At 45.2% G+C, this 19,232-nt stretch carries 14 protein-coding genes and 1 pseudogene; 8 read left to right on the top strand and 7 right to left on the bottom strand.

Features of this window, described 5'->3' with window-relative positions:
- Positions 1-214: 214 nt before the first annotated feature.
- The 3 genes from AB4405_RS15525 to AB4405_RS15535 form a co-directional block, all read right to left on the bottom strand.
- Positions 215-2,227, bottom strand: coding sequence for an alkyl/aryl-sulfatase (locus AB4405_RS15525; protein ID WP_372061703.1), 2,013 nt, complete (start codon positions 2,225-2,227; stop codon positions 215-217).
- Positions 2,228-2,429: 202 nt separating this feature from the next.
- Positions 2,430-3,458 carry a hypothetical protein gene (locus AB4405_RS15530; RefSeq protein ID WP_372061704.1) on the bottom strand — a complete coding sequence of 343 codons (1,029 nt, stop codon included), beginning with the start codon at positions 3,456-3,458 and terminating at the stop codon, positions 2,430-2,432.
- Positions 3,455-4,504 carry an HlyD family secretion protein gene (locus tag AB4405_RS15535; protein ID WP_372061705.1) on the bottom strand — a complete coding sequence of 350 codons (1,050 nt, stop codon included), beginning with the start codon at positions 4,502-4,504 and terminating at the stop codon, positions 3,455-3,457. Before AB4405_RS15535 ends, AB4405_RS15530 begins: the two co-directional genes overlap by 4 nt.
- Positions 4,505-4,851: 347 nt before the next feature.
- Between AB4405_RS15535 and AB4405_RS15540 the strand changes: the two genes are divergently transcribed.
- From AB4405_RS15540 to AB4405_RS15550, 3 genes are read left to right on the top strand one after another with little or no spacing between them, the layout of a single operon-like run.
- Positions 4,852-5,256 (top strand): glycine zipper family protein, encoded by a 405-nt coding sequence (locus AB4405_RS15540; protein ID WP_372061706.1) that lies wholly within the window; start codon positions 4,852-4,854, stop codon positions 5,254-5,256.
- 11 nt (positions 5,257-5,267) lie between these two features.
- Positions 5,268-5,591 carry a DUF3302 domain-containing protein gene (locus tag AB4405_RS15545; protein ID WP_102470341.1) on the top strand — a complete coding sequence of 108 codons (324 nt, stop codon included), beginning with the start codon at positions 5,268-5,270 and terminating at the stop codon, positions 5,589-5,591.
- Positions 5,591-6,586: an HlyD family secretion protein gene (locus AB4405_RS15550; protein WP_102470342.1), complete on the top strand. Its 996-nt coding sequence runs from the start codon at positions 5,591-5,593 to the stop codon at positions 6,584-6,586. Before AB4405_RS15545 ends, AB4405_RS15550 begins: the two co-directional genes overlap by 1 nt.
- Positions 6,587-6,688: 102 nt before the next feature.
- Here the strand turns inward: AB4405_RS15550 and AB4405_RS15555 are convergent, their stop codons facing one another.
- Complete coding sequence (locus AB4405_RS15555; RefSeq protein WP_372061707.1) at positions 6,689-7,591, bottom strand: LysR family transcriptional regulator; 903 nt, start codon at positions 7,589-7,591, stop codon at positions 6,689-6,691.
- Between the two features lie 332 nt (positions 7,592-7,923).
- Here AB4405_RS15555 and gatY point away from each other — a divergent pair.
- A pseudogene (gene gatY / locus AB4405_RS15560) lies at positions 7,924-8,604 on the top strand (tagatose-bisphosphate aldolase subunit GatY); the annotation flags it as partial.
- Positions 8,605-8,872: 268 nt separating this feature from the next.
- On the opposite strand, the gene putP reads toward gatY, so the two are convergent.
- From putP to putA, 3 genes are all read right to left on the bottom strand, one after another.
- Positions 8,873-10,366 carry a sodium/proline symporter PutP gene (putP, locus tag AB4405_RS15565; protein ID WP_372061709.1) on the bottom strand — a complete coding sequence of 498 codons (1,494 nt, stop codon included), beginning with the start codon at positions 10,364-10,366 and terminating at the stop codon, positions 8,873-8,875.
- 83 nt (positions 10,367-10,449) lie between these two features.
- Positions 10,450-11,139 (bottom strand): 1-pyrroline-5-carboxylate dehydrogenase, encoded by a 690-nt coding sequence (locus AB4405_RS15570; RefSeq protein WP_372061710.1) that lies wholly within the window; start codon positions 11,137-11,139, stop codon positions 10,450-10,452.
- An 11-nt stretch (positions 11,140-11,150) separates the two neighbouring features.
- On the bottom strand, positions 11,151-14,276 hold the full coding sequence (gene putA / locus AB4405_RS15575; RefSeq protein WP_372061711.1) for a bifunctional proline dehydrogenase/L-glutamate gamma-semialdehyde dehydrogenase PutA: 3,126 nt from the start codon (positions 14,274-14,276) through the stop codon (positions 11,151-11,153).
- A gap of 402 nt (positions 14,277-14,678) precedes the next feature.
- On the opposite strand from putA, the gene AB4405_RS15580 reads away from it, so the two are divergent.
- The 4 genes from AB4405_RS15580 to AB4405_RS15595 all read left to right on the top strand — a co-directional run bounded on the left by AB4405_RS15580 (position 14,679) and on the right by AB4405_RS15595 (position 19,176).
- The gene (locus AB4405_RS15580) at positions 14,679-15,137 is read left to right on the top strand and encodes a hypothetical protein (RefSeq protein WP_372061712.1); all 459 of its coding nucleotides are present in this window, start codon (positions 14,679-14,681) and stop codon (positions 15,135-15,137) included.
- A 258-nt stretch (positions 15,138-15,395) separates the two neighbouring features.
- Positions 15,396-17,183 (top strand): protein translocase subunit SecD, encoded by a 1,788-nt coding sequence (gene secD, locus AB4405_RS15585; RefSeq protein ID WP_372061713.1) that lies wholly within the window; start codon positions 15,396-15,398, stop codon positions 17,181-17,183.
- Between the two features lie 2 nt (positions 17,184-17,185).
- Positions 17,186-18,088, top strand: coding sequence for a protein translocase subunit SecF (gene secF / locus AB4405_RS15590; RefSeq protein ID WP_372061714.1), 903 nt, complete (start codon positions 17,186-17,188; stop codon positions 18,086-18,088).
- On the top strand, positions 18,085-19,176 hold the full coding sequence (locus tag AB4405_RS15595) for a calcium:proton antiporter (RefSeq protein ID WP_372061734.1): 1,092 nt from the start codon (positions 18,085-18,087) through the stop codon (positions 19,174-19,176). Before secF ends, AB4405_RS15595 begins: the two co-directional genes overlap by 4 nt.
- The last annotated feature ends 56 nt before the right edge of the window (positions 19,177-19,232 follow it).

Below are 19,232 nucleotides of genomic sequence, written 5' to 3' on the forward strand. Positions count from 1 at the left end.
AATTGGTTCGTCGTTTTTATTTGCCGAGCATAGATTTTCTTCACCCGATAATGATACGAGTTCACCCTACTCTGGCGTCTTAATAACGAATATATTAACGCTCCATACGGAGAATAGATTGAACAAAAACGACAACTACGACTACAACTACATAGATAAACAAAAGCCCACTGTATGCATACAGTGGGCTTTCTTCTCTTAATTTCTAGGTTACTTATTTATTCATGCGCGGTTGAATCAAGTTGAAACTCGCAGGGATATTGCTATCGAGCACGCCCATAAACTTACCTAGCACACTCTGATCGCCCGTGACTTTCAACGCGCCGCTTGCTAAGGCGTCTTTAACCGTCACTTTGTGTCCAATAATACCAAACAGTGTCATATTGTCGGCTTTCACTGTCGCCGCTGAATCTTCTGGATGAAAGTTCAGCGTCGAATTCATCACACCATTTTCAACCTCAACACCAAATGATTGTCCATTGAGTTCAAAATCAAAGGCAATACGACCAGCATCTAGCGACTTTTGCGGAACGATGCGTGTGGCAAACACATCCATCATGAGATCGGACGGTATCGCTTTAATCACATCAGGGCCTGCTGAGTTTACAACCTGTGGTAGCAAGTCGTTACTACGTAGCTCTTTTGCTGCCATTAGATACCAGTTCCGATTAAGAGCCGTTTCTTCTTGGAAGCCTAGCTGTTCAAACGCATCTGCCATTAAATAATTCGCTTGAGTATTATCTTTGTTATATGCCTCAATATTATTAAGGAGCTGAACCGTAAACGCATAATCACCTTGTTGATAATAATCTAACGCTTTTTCAATAACGATACTCTCGCCACCGAAACTTTCTACGTAACGTTTACCCGTATCCGCATCGGTATGACGCGCAATCTCGACGGGGTTTCCATCGAACCACCCTAGATTATTCACGTACGTCGCAATCACATTGTTTTCAAAGTTGCCGTAGTAGTCGCGGTTGTTCCATTGCTTCATGATTGGATCTGCAATCTCAATATTTTTCGCTATATCACGAGGACGATAACCGTAGTTTGCTAAGCGTGTCGTTTGATCGTTAATGGCTTTGTACAAGTCACGCTGACCTTTCATGTAATTGATCACATCTTCATTGCCCCATGTTGGCCATGTATGAGGACCAAATAGCACTTTGGCACTGTCATGCCACTCCACAATCGCATTGTTGATGTACTTCGCCCACTTTCCTGCGTCACGCGTTTTTGCACCGCGCATCGTGTAGATATTGTGCTGTAGATGATTGACATCCTCAGCCATTGACACGGCGCCCCATTTTGGAATTTCAAAGACCATTTCTGATGGCGCTTCTGATTCAGGAACAAGACGGAAATCAAACTGTAAACCATCGATAGTCACCGACTCTTTTTGTTGTGTGATCTCATGAACGGTGGTTGGTAACCCGTTTGCCCCCGCTGCCACCAATGGACCTAATGCAGCAGTCGTAACGCCCTTCTCATTTTTTGGTAGCAAGAAACCATATTGATAGACAGCTCGACGGCTCATGATGTTGCCAAATAGAACGTTTTCGCCTACCGCATGCTCGACAAAGCCTTGTGGAACATAAACGGGAATCTTGCCGCTAGCGATGTCTTCTTCTGTTGCTAGCCCTGATTTAATGACACCTTCAATACCGCCATAATGGTCTGTGTGTGAATGCGAAATGATAATCGCTTTTAAAGGTCTATTCCCTCTGTGTTTAGCGTAGAGCTCATACGCCGCTTTCATCGTTTCAGGTGAATACTCAATATCATAAAGAATGATGCCGTTGTCTGTTTCTATGACGGTTAAGTTCGACACATCATTACCACGGACTTGATAAATTTTGTTGGGCAACACCTCATACAAACCACCACGGTTAACAAGCTGAGAATGACGCCAAAGGCTTGGATTTACTGTATCAGGCGCCTCTTTACCTTGGACAAATTGCATAGCTGGGACATCGGCAATGCCTTTGATTAGCCCACCATTTTCAAGCGGTGCAATAAAACCACGGTCCACTTCTTCAAAGGCTTTTTTATTGTCAAAATCAAGCTGCTTATACACCTCTTGATTAGCACTAGCCGTATAGGAAGACGCTTCTTTAGAGTTCGATGAAAAATCGTAGCTATCTAGCGGTGCTGCACTGATAGTTTGAGCGACGACCATAGTCAAAGGAAGAAGAGTAAACAGTGTTTTTGTGGATTGTTTCATGTGAACCTCGTTTAATTGATTGCTTGATTAAGCTGACGAGGTGAATATTAGCGAGGTCGCCTAAGACAAACGATGGTGCTACTTTCAGATGTTAACTGAATATAATTCAGTTAACAATATTACCTATAAATACAAACACTTAAACATCGTAAGCTCTATAAAAATTATCGTTTACTGGTAATAAGCGAGGTACAATTAATTATTACGATGGTGATTTAACTCGCTTATTTTTCCAGTTAACAAACTGAGTGATGGCCAAGATAACGAACCAGAGCAACACAAAGGTCACCGCCATATCAAGTGCTCGATGAGCAAACTGGTCAGCGTTTATGCTATCCGCATGGCTATATAAACTAATCGGGATAAGTGTGGCCATAAGCAGTGATATTTCAAAATTTGGAATTTCATGATCGCGCGCTTCCTCACTCATCATTTCATGAATCAGCCAACCAATAAGTACAAAAAGTAACACTCCCCAAGAAAGCAACCACAGATCAGGGCCAGAAGCCAAGACGTTTACCGCCAGGCCTAATAGGCAACCCGTTATTTGAATGGGTAGAATGGTACGCAGACTCTGATGCATCTGCTCTAAGCTCAAGGAAGCCATCGCCCCAATAACCACAACAGCACAAAAAATAGCGGTGTTCACTTCGAAATAAAGATAAAAGCCCAAGACTAAAGTTAATACCAACGTAAAGACACTCGCCTTTGATGTCGTAATTTTGATGGGTTTCACTGTGCTTTCTTGAGGCAACGTAGAGGAGGCATGGCTGGGAATCCATTGATAAAATAGCCAAGCGATAGGCAGCATAATCACAGTAGCGGTCACTAACCCTCGGACTGAATTTTCACCTGGAATATCATACGTGGTATTCACGATCGCCATGAAATAATAAAAAATAGGAGAGGCGTATTGTGGCAGTTTGTGTTCATGTGTTGCTTTGAGCGTGATGAGATAGAAAAAAAAGGAGGACAAGATAATCAACGTCAATTGATGTTGGTAGAATATTTCGCCAACAATGACACCCGTAATAAGAAACTTAAATTGCCTCGTTATACTTTTAGTAATAGGCGCTAAGTTAAACGTTGGCGCCATAATGAGAGTTGGTGCCAAGAGTACAAAGAACACCGGACTTGGCACATCGAGTATAAATGCGATGAGTATTGACAGCGTGATAAACCCAGTGCGACGCAGCCATACTTTATCCTTTTCTAACAACAGAGGGTTCAATAGACATACCTAAATAAAGCTGTCGAATACATGGTAATATTTGAAAAATATTGCCAAAAAAGGCTATCTTCTCGGTACACCATCACCGTCGCTAGCGAACCCGCTACCAATTGTTCTGGCCACTCATTGAGGCTAATTCTAACTTGAATATTTTGGGTTTTTCTTATCCAGCGACTACTTTTACTCGTGTCAGCGAGCTCACCTTCTGTGACATTATTGAGCGCAACCGCCGCATCTATACTCGCAACCTGTCCTTTAAATACCTTGCCCGGTATCGCATCAAAGACAACTGAAACCGTTTCGCCTCGCAAGCGCCCTAGCCCTTTTTCATTGAAGTTTGCCACCAGCCAATGACCTTTTTTAGAGACAACCACTAACTTAGTCTGACCTGCAGACGCAAACTCACCTTTTTGTAACTGCAGATTGGTGACAACGCCAGAATGGTCAGTATAAACCTGTGTCCAATCTAAGTTCAATTTGGCACGTTTTTGCTGGGCAATGGCCACTTGAAGCGGCGCATAAATGCCATCCTCTCCCAATTTTGCTTGGGTTTCTTCAACTTGTGTGAGTGCAATAACATAATTCTGCTTGGCAACCTCAAACGCTTCTAATGTACTTTCGAAATCATCTTGCCCAATTTCCTTGCGAGCAAATAATTGCTTATACCGTTCATAGTGCGAACGAGCACGAGCGAGTTGCGCTTCATTTGATATCACATTCTCTTGTTGCGCTTTCAACTGGAATTGCAGTGAGGATAATGCCTGCTCCGCATTAAGAACGGACATAGTTGCAGTCTCAAAATCAGCCTGATAACCCTGTGAATTTATTGTAAATAAAGGACTGCCGACCTCAACAAACATACCATTAGTCACAGACACCGTTTCGATTGGCCCAGATACGCGAGGGGCAACATTAACGATTTCACCTTGCACTTGCGCACTTGTCGTGTAAGGCGCGTGAATATCAGAAAGGATGAGGAAAACGGCAACAAAACTAAGAGAAGCCACAACAAACCAACGAGCCACTCGGGACTTTTTATAAACCAAAAATACACCCCTCTATCAATTAAACCATAATCAGACACGCTTAAATGATAGCCATAAAGCCGCTGATGTTGTTACCTATTAACATAGAGTGCCCAACGCTTATTTTCAATGTAGCGATGTATGCACATGAAAAAAAGAGATTTTAACTTTCCCTATGGCCACTCACACCTTCTAAAACATCCATGTTGACCAGTGAGTCACGCCGTTTAATGGACTATGCAATAAAACTAAAACCTCTTTTCAACATCAATCAATAGTCCTAAATCGTGCCAACACTTAATATTCCCTCATCGAAACGGAATCAAGTTACTCAAGGAACGTTCACTACTCTTTTTCTGAGGTCTACCATGAAAACAACACCTTTAATCGCTGCGCTCTTCACTGTGTTATATACGAGTGCAAGTTTTGCCAATGTCATCGTCGATACTAAAGGCGTCGATATGGAAAAATACAACGCTGATATGTATGAATGCCAACAGCTCTCCAGTCAGGTTCAGCAACAAGCTGTAGCAGGAGTAGGACAATCCGTCGTAGGCGGCGCAGCACGCACTGCCGCTCTAGGCGCAGCGGGTACGGCAATTGCTGGCGGCCATGGGTCACAGGGAGCGAAAGTAGGCGCTGGTGTTGGAGTGGTAGGAGGGTTTCTACATCACCGAGCAGATGTGAGCCATAGCGAAGCGCAATATTCACAAGATGTCGATCAGGTTATGAAGCAATGCATGACCGGTCGCGGCTATAACGTCCTGAACTAGGAAGTAATATTATGAATTTAGTCTTAGATTACGGCTCCCTTGCCATCTTATTTTTGGTGTTATTAATTTTGGTTTACGGACTGATAGTCGTGCATGATATTCCTTACGAGATAGCAAAAAAACGCCAACATCCTCACGCAGATGCCATACATGTGGCCGGATGGATCAGCTTGTTCTTCTTACATGTTCTTTGGCCACTACTTTGGATCTGGGCCACCATGTACGACGGCAATAACCAGCAATGGTTAGGGGAGAAGTCCTCCGTTTCAAAACAAAATTATGAAGACCTACTCATTCGAATCAACGAGCTTGAAAAATCAGGCGGGGAGAAATAATGGAAACGCTCATCATCCTAAGTTATGCCGCCCTTTGCGTGATCATATTCCGAGTATTCCGCGTTCCTCAAAACAAATGGACAATTACAACGGCTTCCGTGATTGGTATGTTTATCGTTGGGTGGATCTTTCTCTATATGGCGATGTATCAACCTGTGTCAAGAATGGCACGAGTGTACAGTGTAACCACCCCCATTACCTCGCAAGTCGAAGGCCTAGTGACGAAAGTCTTTGTGAAAGGGAATCAATCGGTAAAAGCTGGAGACCCGCTTTACCAAATTGACCCAACACCGTTCAAGGACAAAGTTGCACGCTCTGAAAGTGACGTAAAAAGAACACAATCCGCCATCGAGTTTTATGAAACAGAGCTAGTTCGATACCAAAAACTTGGGCGTAAAGGGTTTTCTTCGCAAGAGAATATTGACAACATCGAGACGGAACTTCTGGAACAACAAGCTAATAAAAACAAGTATCAAGCTCAACTTGAATTGGCACAATTCAACTTAAGCAAAACAACGGTTACTGCCCCAACAGATGGCTATGTCACTCAAGTTGCATTGCGACCTGGGATGAAAAGCAGAGTTATACCATTTCAAGGTAATTTGACCTTTGTGCACAAAGAAGACAAGCAGCTATTTGCGGCATTTAAACAAGCGCCCGCTCGCTACGTTAAAGTAGGTTATCCTGCTGAGGTCACATTTAACACAATTCCAGGACACGCCTACAAAGCGCATGTCGTACAAGTCAATGATATATTTGCACAAGGTGCTATTGCCCCATCAGGCACAATGACTTACGCAGAGAAGATACCAGCAGGTGGACGTATCCCAGTAAAAATAGTGCTTGATAACCCAGAGCTTTTGAATGGCATGCCGATCCCTTCAGGCACCGATGCTCACGTTGCTGTGTACTCACCAAAATGGGAGATGTTTAGTGTGGTTCGAAAAGTAATTCTAAGAATGCAAAGCTGGCAAAACTGGTTGTTCGAAGGATAAATGCCAAAAGGAGAACATCGCTGTTCTCCTTTTTTGCTTGGCTCATCATTCACACATTCAACGTTGTCGTCAAACTTTCAACCTAGACTTCAAATCTACCTGCTACACGACTCCAACTAGTGCTTCTTTAATCGCTTTTCTAAACCATTCATGGCCAGTGTCATTTTTTTGTGACTGGTGCCAAGTCATATAGACAGGCACATTTTTTACTTCAAAAGGAACAGGAAATACATTAATCCCAAACTTATCAGCTAGGTCTCTTGCATGCCATTCACTTGTCACCGCTAGCCATTCTGTCCTAGACACAAGCTGCAATGCCGTTAAAGTAGACCCCGTTGAGTAAGCAACTTTTCGAGTCGGCAATAACTCTTCCATCACTACGGAATCAAGCGCATTCGTATTCAGTCTTTGCGTCTTCCATGTGACATGCTCTTCTTGCATAAAGTCATCACGTGTTAACGTGTCCTGAATACGAGGGTGTGTTTTACTTGCTACCACCACGAGTTTCTGTTCAAACAATAATTCATTATGATAACCATGCTCACTGAGCGGAATGGTTGCCAAGATAACATCAACGCGCCTACGTCTTAAATCATCCTGACGGTCTTGCTCATTAAGATGTTCAATATCAGCTTGGATAGTCACATGTGGCGCGTTCTCTTTTTTATAATGAGTCAGTGCTGGCACCAAAATTAGGTCTATATCTTTATGGCTGGAAATTCGGAATGTTCTTTGGCTCTGGCTGGGCTCAAAATCATGACGAGACGTTGAACTATTAACCAGCAAACTCAAGGGTTCTTGTATTTCAGAGTGAAGTTCAATTGCGAAGTTAGTGGGTGTGATGCCTCGCCCTTTGCGAATAAAAAGTGGATCTTGATACTGTTCCCTCAAACGGTTAAGCGTATGACTCACCGCTGGTGCGGTAATATTTAAGACTTCAGCAGCCTCATTAACACTCTTCGATTTCATCACTGCGTCGAAGGTTTTTAATAAATTCAGGTCCATATTCTTTCTCACTACTCGTCATCTTGTGAACATAATACATGACGATAGCAATGCTGAAAACTTCTCGTACGATGTTGATTTTGTTCTAAAGAAAGGGACATTTCACTTAGGTTATAATTCGCTTGTTTAAGCAAAAAAAGATTCATAAGGCCATGTTAAACCGGAGCAAACAACAAGTAATTTAATCACCCTTTAACTTCAAGCAAGCTCATCGCCATAGTATGTGCTTCACCCGCATCATAAGCATGACCAAGTTTTTAATTTAGCCCTTTATCAGTAATTCCTACCGCCGCTTGTGTATAAACCGCCATTGGATCTGGTATGTCCTGCACAGCGACTACCTGATTAGCATTTGCAAAGAAGCAGCACATAAGCACTCTATACCGTTGGTGCTTCATTTAGACCATCACGAAGATCTACAAGATATCCACCACAAAGTAGAGCACGGTATTCGCTCGGTTATGATTGATGGCTCACATTACGCCTTTGATCAAAATATCGAGATAGTTCGTTCGATCGTTCAATATTGCAATCGCTTCGATGCTAGCGTAGAAGCAGAACTTGGTCGTCTCGGTGGCCAGGAAGATGATCTCATTGTCGATAGTGCGGACGCCTTAATGACAGACCCCGCCTCGGCTGCAGAATTCGTACGTCGAACCGGAATCGATTCTCTTGCTGTCGCTATTGGTACCGCACATGGACTATACAAAGCAGAGCCTAAATTAGATTTTGACCGGCTTGATAAGATTCGTTCTGTTGTGGATATTCCATTGGTATTACACGGTGCATCAGGCGTGCCAAATGATATGGTAAATCGCTGTATTGATCTCGGTGTCTGTAAAGTCAACGTAGCCACTGAGCTAAAAATCGCATTTTCAAATGCCGTAAAAGCACACTTTCATGAACACCCAGATGCCAATGACCCTCGAAAATACATTACCCCAGGTAAAGCAGCGATGAAACAAGTGGTCATTGATAAAATTCACATGTGTCGCAGTGAAGGACGACTTTAAACCGTACAAAAATGCTCGAAGATACGCTGTATTTAAGTAAATAACTTCAACTACACACCTGCCCCCTTTAATTCCAGGTGTAAAGGGCATTTCTAATGAAATGCCCTTCTTCTTTCATCTTACCCATATATCAGAAGGAGATAGCACTCATTCACTGCTGTACTTTCACAATAAAAATTCAACAACCTCAATGATTCAAATTATAGGTATAAAAAAATCCTCGATACGATATCGAGGATTTTTTAAGCAGAATAGAAAACTCGTAAGCTTAATCTAATTCAATCAGATTCTTCTCAAACACATCATGTTGATCTTGTACGTCTTTCGAAGGGCCGCCAGTTAAAGCACTCACTGCAATGATTGAAATCGTAGAGAGAATGAACCCTGGAACGATTTCGTATACATCAAAAATCCCACCGCTGATTTGTTTCCAAACCACAATCGTAATACCACCCACTAGAATACCGGCAATCGCGCCATTTCGGTTCATACCAGCCCAATACAAGCTTAGCAATACCGCAGGACCAAACGCGGCACCAAAGCCAGCCCATGCATAGGAGACCAAACCAAGAACCGAGCTATCTGGTGTCATGGCGAGTACTAACGCAACAATAGAGATAACAACAACACCAATACGGCCGATTTTAACCACCTGCTCAGATGTCGCTTCTTTATTAATGACTTGCTTATAGAAGTCTTCTGCAAGCGCAGAAGAAGACACCAACAATTGTGAATCCGCGGTACTCATGATCGCTGCCAGAATAGCCGCCAATAAGATACCCGCAATCACTGGGTGGAACATCGCATTGACCAGCAACATGAAGATTTTCTCACCATCCGCCAGTACGTCACCACCAGAGTTCGTCACGTAAAGTAAGCCAATCACACCGACCAGCATCGCACCTATCATCGATAAAGCAGACCAAACCACAGCGATACGACGAGCGGTTGTCAGGTCTTTGTTGCTACGTGTTGCCTTAAAACGCGCCAAAATATGAGGTTGACCAAAGTAACCCAGACCCCAAGCGACAAGCGAAATAATCGCAATAGCTGACAATGGCTCACCTTTCGTATCATTCCACAATGTGAGAAGCTCTGGATTGATGGCATTTAAGTCATCGATCACTTGCCCAAAGCCGCCTTGCATCGCTGCAATCGGGACAATCATCAATGCAGCAGCCATTAATAGGCCTTGCACTAAATCGGTCCAAGATACGGCTAGGAAGCCACCAAACAACGTATAAGAAACCACACATACCGTGCCAATAATCACCGCGGTGGTGTAATCCAAGCCAAAGACCGTCTCAAACAGTTTACCGCCTGCCACTAAACCTGAACTGGTATAGAAAAGGAAGAAAAGCAAAATAAAGAACGCAGAAATAACCTGAATCATTTTTGAATTGTCGTTGAAACGACGAGAAAAATATTCAGGTAAGGTTAGCGCGTCAGTCGTAATACTGTAAGTACGCAGGCGTTTGGCACATAGTAACCAGTTAAGCCAAGTCCCCATTAATAAGCCACCAGCAAGCCAAAAAGCTTCAATGCCGGCAGCATAAGCGTAGCCTGGTAAACCAAGCAATAACCAACCACTCATATCAGACGCGCCCGCCGACAAAGCCGCAGGCCATGGTCCTAATGAGCGTCCGCCCAGAAAGTAGTCGCTTGAGTTTGATGTGCGCTTATAGGCAATCACACCAATGGCAAGCATCATCGCTAAATACGCGATAAAAGTTGTCGTAATAGCAAAGCTATTTTGAATCATTATTATTTCCTCATCCTAGAATTCAGCCCTCACTAAGAATAGTCAAAGCGAAGGCCGATAGGGGGCATTAGCAAAAATACCGTTTAACTACCGAGTTCTAACAAGGTAGCGTTCCCCCCCACTGCTGTAATATTGATGGTTCGAGTTCGTTCTGTAATGAACCTCAATACTAAGTTTGGATCGTGTGACGTTGGCATGGACGTCAGATCCGTTTCAGACACCAATAAGCCGATCGCGCTATCACGATTCGCCAATTGGTGATTGACCTGCCATAGCGTTTCTTCCGAGCCCACCAAACCTACCACTCGAACATCTAAGTCGATAAAGGCACTGGCTTCTTCCAAAGGAACGATATGAACAAGCTGTGATGGCAGCTGAGAACGCTCAACCGCCGAAACTAAAAGTTGATTAAAGGCCGTGTTGTTTGAGCTAACAATCACCCCATTACCTGAGATTAATGCCGCCGTGATTTGAGCCATTGCAGCGATGCTTGCATGAGCGTCTTCACTTTCAACGACAATAAGCACCACTCCACGACCCGCCGCATAAAGCTCGTTCGTTTCACCCGTTGGGCCTGGCATCAAATGAGGGGTAGCCAACAAAACATTCGCTTGTTGGATGTGATAAGCCATCACGCTTGCCAGCGTCCCGTTGACTTCGTTCATGTTGCGTTGAACGGACAGCACACACTCACGTTGTTGTGCAAATTCAGTGACGTTCCACTGCTCCCAAGCACTGTAAACATCAGAGAAAATCGTTGTGTTATTGACCATGGTTTTTCTCCTTATTTCGATACTTGGATAGCATCAGTAAAACGATATAGATAGTGAGGTCCGCCGGCTTTTGGACCGGTTCCAGAAAGGCCTTGCCCGCCAAATGGCTGAACACCAACCACTGCGCCCACTTGATCGCGGTTAATGTAGCTATTCCCCACTCGAGTGTGTTTTTCGATCCAGCGATAGGTCGATTCATTACGACTGTGGATACCCAGTGTCAATCCGAAGCCGGTTGCGTTGATGCGCTCCACCACATTAGGTAACTCTGCCGCTTTAAAACGAACAATATGCAAGATCGGACCAAACTGTTCTTCTTTTAAGATAGAAATATCCTCAATCTCAAAAGCACTTGGGGCGACAAAATCACCTTCATCACATTCGTTACCCAAGGATAACTGCGCCACTTTTTTGCCGTGAATATGCATCGTTTCAATATGGGCAAGCAGCTTTTCTTTGGCTTTTTTATCGATAACAGGGCCTACATCGGTGGAATGTAAGTAAGGTAAACCCACACTGAGTTCCGCCATTGCACCTTGGATCAGATTGATAACGCGGTCTGCAATATCATCTTGCACAAACAGCACACGCAACGCAGAACAGCGTTGGCCAGCAGAGGCAAACGCGCTGCGCACAACATCACGTACCACCTGTTCAGGCAACGCGGTAGAGTCGACAATCATGGCGTTTTGGCCACCAGTTTCAGCAATAAACGGAACCGGAGCGACCTGACGCGCGGCTAGGGTGGCATTAATGCGTTGCGCGGTAGGCGTTGAGCCCGTGAAGGCCACGCCAGCAATCGCATCGTGAGAGGTCAATGCATGACCTACGTCTGCGCCATAACCGGTGATTAACTGAATAACGTTGGCAGGAAAGCCCACTTCAAGCATGAGCTCTACGGCTTTAACCGCTATCAGCGAGGTCTGCTCCGCAGGTTTGGCGACAACGGTATTGCCCGCTACCAACGCGGCGGAGATTTGACCGAGGAAAATAGCCAGTGGGAAGTTCCACGGACTGATGCAGACAAAGACACCACGCCCACGACGAGTAAAGGTTTTCGACTCACCATCAAAACCGAGCAGTGACTGAGCGTCAAAAATATGAGGTTGTTTCGCGTAGTAGCGACAGAAATCAACCGCTTCACGAACCTCATCAATCGAATCATGAATGGTCTTACCGGCTTCTTGATGACATAACGCCACCAGCTCATGCAAGTTATCTTCTAGCGCATCCGCAAGGCGCAATAAACACTCGCCGCGTTGCTGATAGCTGACTTTTGACCAAGATTCAAACCCTTGCTCTGCGACACGAATGGCATCTGAAACCTGTGTTTGATTCGCCATCGCAACTTGACCAACCACCTTGCGACGATCGTACGGTGCGGTCACCGTATCAAGCGTGGCACCTTCCTTGATCATGCTTTCGTAAAGCGAGACTCCATTAATGATCGGTGCGCCTTTCCACTGCTTGCTCAGGAACGCGTCGACTTTATGTTCGTACTCTTTCACTTCCGATTCAATATCGACATTAATACCGATTGCGTTTTTGCGGTCAGCAAAAATAGTCGGTGGTAAATCAATCTGATCGTTATGCAAGACCGAATTAGCGTTCAAGGCATCCACGGGGTGCACCGTTAAGGTATCAACTGGGCATCGAGCATCAACAAGACGATGGACAAAACTGCTGTTCGCCCCATTTTCAAGTAAGCGACGTACGAGATACGGTAGCAGGTCTTTATGGCTTCCCACTGGAGCGTAAATACGGACCGGTTGTTTGTGGGTCTCCATCACATGGTCATACAGAGAATCACCCATGCCGTGTAGACGTTGGAATTCATAGTCCGTATGCGGTGCCATCGTAGCAATCGCCGTCACCGTATGTGCGTTATGACTCGCAAACTGAGGGAAGATGTTGCCGCGAACGTTATCGCTCAATAGGAATCTTGCACAAGCAAGGTAGGCGACATCCGTCGCTTCTTTGCGAGTAAACACTGGATAAGCATCATAACCGGCTTGCTGAGACCATTTTACTTCGCTGTCCCAATACGCGCCTTTCACTAAACGAAGTGGAATCAAATCCCCTTGTTGCTTTGCTAACGCATTGATCCACACAAGAACTGGCAAGGCACGCTTTGAATAGGCCTGAATCACCAAGCCAAACTTGCCCCAGCCTTTTGCAACGTCGCTACGGTACACTTTCTCGAACAATTTTAATGACAGCTCAAGGCGGTCTGCCTCTTCTGCATCGATGGTGATCGCGACTTCCAATTCACGCGCACGGGTTAATAACTGAGTTAACGTTTCACATAACTCCGTCAATACACGAGCTTCGTTCGCCACTTCATAGCGAGGATGCAATGCCGAAAGCTTGATAGAAACCGAAGGCGCAGGGCTCGTGTCTAGCCCGTACTTATCGCCGCCGACCGCTTCAATAGCCATCAGGTAATCTTTGAAATATTTGTCTGCGTCTGCTCTTGTTAGTGCAGCTTCACCCAGCATGTCGTAAGAGTAAGTAAAACCGCGGTCTCGCATTTTCTTGCCATTTTTTTGCGCTTCGCTGATGCTGCGACCTAACACAAACTGATGGCCCATGACTTTCATCGCTTGATACATCGCCTTGCGAATCACGGGCTCTGAGAATTTGTTGACCAGTTTATTCATTGCATTAGCTGGGCTTTGTGCTTCTTGGTCACCCAAGCCAACCACTTTACCCGTGAGCATCAACCCCCACGTTGATGCATTCACAAAAACAGAGTCAGAGCTTTTTAAGTGAGACTTCCAATCTGCCACACTCAACTTATCGCGAATCAAGGCATCGGCGGTGGCAGAGTCTGGAATACGCATTAAGGCTTCGGCCAAACACATCAACAAGATCCCTTCTTGAGTATCTAGGCTATATTCCAATAGCAGCGCATCGATCATTTGAATCGCATTTTTATCGGCACGAATGGCCTCGATAAGCTGCGTGGTTTTTTGTGGGATTTGTTGGGCTTCGTCACCGACTGGTGCTGCCAAAGGCAAAAGCTGTTGTAACCATTGTGATTCATCCACCATGTATAGTGGAGAGATCAGTGACCAGAGTTGCTCAAGGGGTTGCTCGGCAAACTCTTTTTTAAGCACATCAGTTGCTGTAAACATGCGTCATCCTCAATCTCGCTCCAACCGCAATAGGCGGCAGGCGTACTACAATGGCAGGGAGTGTATTGTGAGTGCACGGCGATTACTTGTCAAAAACTCCGAGCTTTTTGCTGTTTTCTACGCTTATTAACAAAATTAATACAAGGTCACATCCTTACAAGCAAGACAGACGATTACAATTTGCAACTAGATTAACATATTGCTTCATTTTCAATATCAATGACAACGCCATGTTGTCTGTTCTCGCTCTCAATATCGAAAAGCAATGAGTGTATAAAGGACAAACTGGCCGCCACATTTGTAATATCCACTAACACTTCAACGAATAACTCTTCACCTAATCAGGACCACCATCCGCTATACTGTCTGCGATTAAAATCAGGTAAACCATATTAAATTGGGATGACATTGTTTAAACGCTTTTACCAACTCTTTATCGCTATCATCATTACAATGTGTACTCACTTTGTAAGCGCTGACGAGTACGTAACGTTTGAGCCATCAAGTTTAGAATCAAGCATCTCATTTGCTCTTGAAGAAAATAGTGTGTTAGACGAGTTTTCAGACTCAATGACAGACGAAGACGGATCGGTGTTGAATGACAGCGCGGGCCCTTTATTTTTATCGGTCTCTCGACGCGCGATCACCGATGCCACTCAATCCGTTCAAGGGCTCATCCCAGACTATTATCTACTGATCGCATTTTTACCGCCGCCGCTATTGAAAATAGCGACGACAGCAACCTCCATGACTTCCCCCCAACTGCATTGGACAAGCCGTATTAGTTCTGCTCCTTCTCGCCTGTCCGGCTGGAAAGACGCCAATACCTTGTACACCCACCAACACGCAAGATTTAGCTAATCCTCTATCAAACATTAAGAAACCACTCCCGATATCGTTAGGTTTTCATCACGTATAGCGTTCATTTTCGGCTTTAAACGGGCGATGACGACGCTATGTTGATGATCACTATGTGCTGATAATAACTTTGCGCTGATGAAATAATACGCTGAGTTGTCATGCAACATTTTGCTATACGTATGCATTTAATCATTCGTATACATTGTGTTTTCAGCGATCTCGAGAGTTCACTATTGATACGTTTTAGAGAATTTTCTTGTGAAAAAAAAGACCCAAAGCACCATTAATCGCTTCGCGAAATGGAAATACATTGTGCTCGCAATCAGCTTAATCATCATGCTGTTAAGTGCACTCCCTTCCTTGTATGGCGAGAATGCAGCATTGCATATTAATCATCGCGGACATACCGTGGATGCCCCCCAAATATCACAACGCCTGCAACAAGCTGGCATTACGCCGACTAACATCGACCAGCAAGGCGACAGCACTATTGTCATCTTGTCGGACCCAACGCAACAAGCCCAAGCCCAGTCGGTCTTAAATCAATACCTCGACCCCTCTATCACCGTTGCACTTGCCATGGAAGCCGCTGCGCCAAAATGGTTGCTCAGCGCCGGGTTCTCTCCTATTGCCCTTGGTTTGGATTTACGTGGCGGCGTGCAGTTCTTACTAGAAGTCGATATGGAACCGGTCTACCAAGCACACCGCCAAATGGTGATTGATGAGTTTGCCTCTGAAATAAGAGCAAGCCGCGGACGAGTCGTTCAAGATGCTGTTCAAATTAACTTATATAACGACCAGGATGTCACCACTGCTCGTACGTTGCTGCGTAGTCAATTTGCCAATTGGGACAGTCGTATTAGCGGCAATACCGTCACGCTTTCATTATCTGATGATGAAAAAATTGCATTGCGAACCCTTACCGTTCAACAAAATTTGCAGATCATGCGTGGGCGCCTTGCTGAACTTGGCATCACCGAAGCCTCTGTGCAGCGTCAGGGGGAAAGCCGAATTCGAATTGAATTGCCCGGCGTACAAGATCCTGCAGCGGCGAAAGATGTGATTGGTGCCACCGCATCCTTAGCATTTCATTCAATGCCTAACACGCAATCCAGACAATCTCTGACCTTACTTGATAACGATGGCCATACCGTTCATGTGGATCGTCGTGCTATTTTGGCGGGCGAGCACATTATCGACGCAAGAGCCGGACTTGGGGAGATGGGAACGTCAGAGGTAAACATCTCTCTTGATTCCAGTGGCGGACGAAAAATGTCGCAATTTACTCGCACCAACATCGGTCAGCCAATGGCAACGCTGTATAACGAATACAGCCGAGATGCCTCAGGAGAGAGCCAACAGGTAAGTAAAGTCATTAGCGTCGCAACCATTCAGTCTCAACTGGGTAGCCGCTTTCGAATTACCGGTGTGGGCAGCATGCAAGATGCCCAAGAGCTTGCCCTTTTACTCAGAGCAGGATCGCTTACCGCGCCGGTGACCATTATAGAAGAACGCACTATTGGCCCATCACTTGGTGCTGAAAATGTGAAAAACGGCTTTGCTGCACTCGCGTTAGGTCTAGCGCTTACATTGAGCTTTATTGCACTTTGGTATCGCAAGATGGGCTGGGTCGCCAACGTCGCTTTGCTCGCCAATATGGTGTGTTTGTTTGGTCTCATTGCACTGCTTCCTGGCGCGGTTCTCACGCTACCGGGTATTGCTGGCATGGTATTAACTGTCGGCATGGCCGTCGACACCAATGTGTTAATTTTTGAACGGATTAAAGACAAGATGCGCGAAGGAAGAACCTTTGCACAAAGTATTGATAAGGGCTTTAACAGTGCTTTCAGCTCCATTTTTGATGCCAACCTAACCACAATGATCGTCGCCATCGCACTGTACACCATAGGTAACGGCCCCATTCAAGGGTTTGCCATCACACTTGGGCTTGGATTATTAACCAGTTTATTTACTGGTGTATTTCTGTCTCGCGCCATCATCAATCTCATTTGGGGGCGTGATCAGCGCCGTGAAGTAAAGGTCTAATTATGAAACTCTCTCAATACTCTTTAACTCACACTCGCTATGCTATGTCCGCTATTTCAATGCTGCTTCTACTGATGGCAACGCTGTTCATTACCTTTAAGGGATTTAATTGGGGACTGGATTTTACCGGTGGAATTGTCGCAGAGGTTCGTCTTGATGAAAGCCTAACGGCAACAGAGATCCAACCCTATCTAGATGAAGCATTAATGCAGGAAGTCCATCTTGTCAGCTCAACAGAGCCTGGACGATGGATCCTCCGTTACCACCCTGTTGAGGATGAAACGCTGGCTTTGTCTCCGATATTAAAATCGTTCAGCCAACAGGTAGAAGTACTCAACAGTAGTATCGTTGGACCCCAAGTGGGACAAGACATGGTAGAGCAAGGGGGCGTCGCCATTTTAGCTTGCTTCGTGTTAACCATGTTGTATCTCAGCTATCGATTTGAATGGCGATTAGCGTTAGGTGCCCTTGTCGCATTAGTCCACGATGTCGTCATCGTCTTAGGATTATTCTCCGTCACTCAAATGGAATTCAACCTAACTATCCTCGCGGCCGTGCTGGCGGTACTTGGCTATTCGTTAAACGACTCAATTATTATTGCGGATCGCGCTCGTGAGCTGTTTAAATCTAAGCCTAAAAAGTCAGCCGACGCACTCATCAACCTCGCCGTAAAAGCAACGTTTTCCCGAACTTTGGTCACTTCCGGCACCACCCTCGTCACGGTATCCAGCCTGTGGCTACTTGGAGGCCCTGCCTTAGAAGGGTTCGCAATCGCATTGTGCTTAGGTATTGCATGTGGCACATGGTCATCCATTTCATTGGGGGTCACCTTGCCGCAAATCATTGGCATCAGCCCAATGCATTATCAAGTCACGAAACCAACGCCAGAGGAGGCATTGCCATAATGAGATTAATCAAACAAGAAGTGATGTTCTTACTAGGTCTGCTCACGGTAGTACTCTTCAAGTTTGGAGGGGAAAGCGTGTTGCAATCGCAGATGGGTTCTCCCGTTGGCTTATTGCTCACTGTCGGGCTGTTTGTTGTCGTGATGGCCGCAATATTTGCGGTCGTACGTCATTCCGACGCACTTGCGATTAAGTTAGGTGATCCCTACGGGACTCTCATTTTAACGCTGTCAGTGATTTTACTCGAAGTCGTGATGATATCGTCCGTTATGCTTACGGGCGACGCCAATCCGGTCCTCGCTCGAGATACAATGTTTGCCGTTATCATGGCCGTACTGAATGGTTTAGTTGGGATCACCTTGTTAATAGGGGGGCTTAAATACCACACGCAAAAATACAATCTAGACGGTTTAAAATCGTATCTTGTCGCAATTGTCCCATTAGCGTTGTTGTGCCTTGTGCTACCCAACTTCACCAGTGCTGATAAATCAGGAGCAATGTCAACCGCACTGATGACCATGCTTGTCTTTGCTTCTGTTGTTTTATATGGGGTATTTTTGTTCATCCAAACCCGCAGTCACACCCATTTCTTTATGGATGAAGATCATCAAGATGAACATGAATTCCATGGGCCACTGGGCAGCAATTTATACCACTCAATCATGCTGGTGGGTTACTTACTCATTGTCATTTTACTGGCCAAGAGTTTAGCGATCCCAATTGATGGCACCGTGGGGTTGCTCGGTGCTCCTGCGGCATTAGGTGGGCTTATTGTTGCCATTTTAATTTTAGCCCCAGAGGCGGTGGGCGCCGCGAAAGCAGCGCTCAACAATCAATTACAGCGTGCTATGAATTTGTTCTTTGGTTCGGTGCTCGCCACTATTGCTTTAACCGTTCCCGCCGTTTTATTGATCTCCACTGTCATTAGTCAGCCAATCCAGCTGGGTCTAGCTCCGGCAGAGATGGTATTGCTCGTTACCACATTACTCATGACTGGCATCAGTTTTAGTAGCGGTAGAACGAACTCTTTAAATGGCGTCGCGCACCTCATACTGTTCGTTGCATACATCGTTTTGATGTTCGAATAACACGCTTTATTTAGCCTTGTGCGATCTCCGCACAAGGTCTTTTTATTCATATTGAA

The organism is Vibrio sp. 10N.261.51.F12 (assembly GCF_041471725.1).
GTDB lineage: Bacteria > Pseudomonadota > Gammaproteobacteria > Enterobacterales > Vibrionaceae > Vibrio.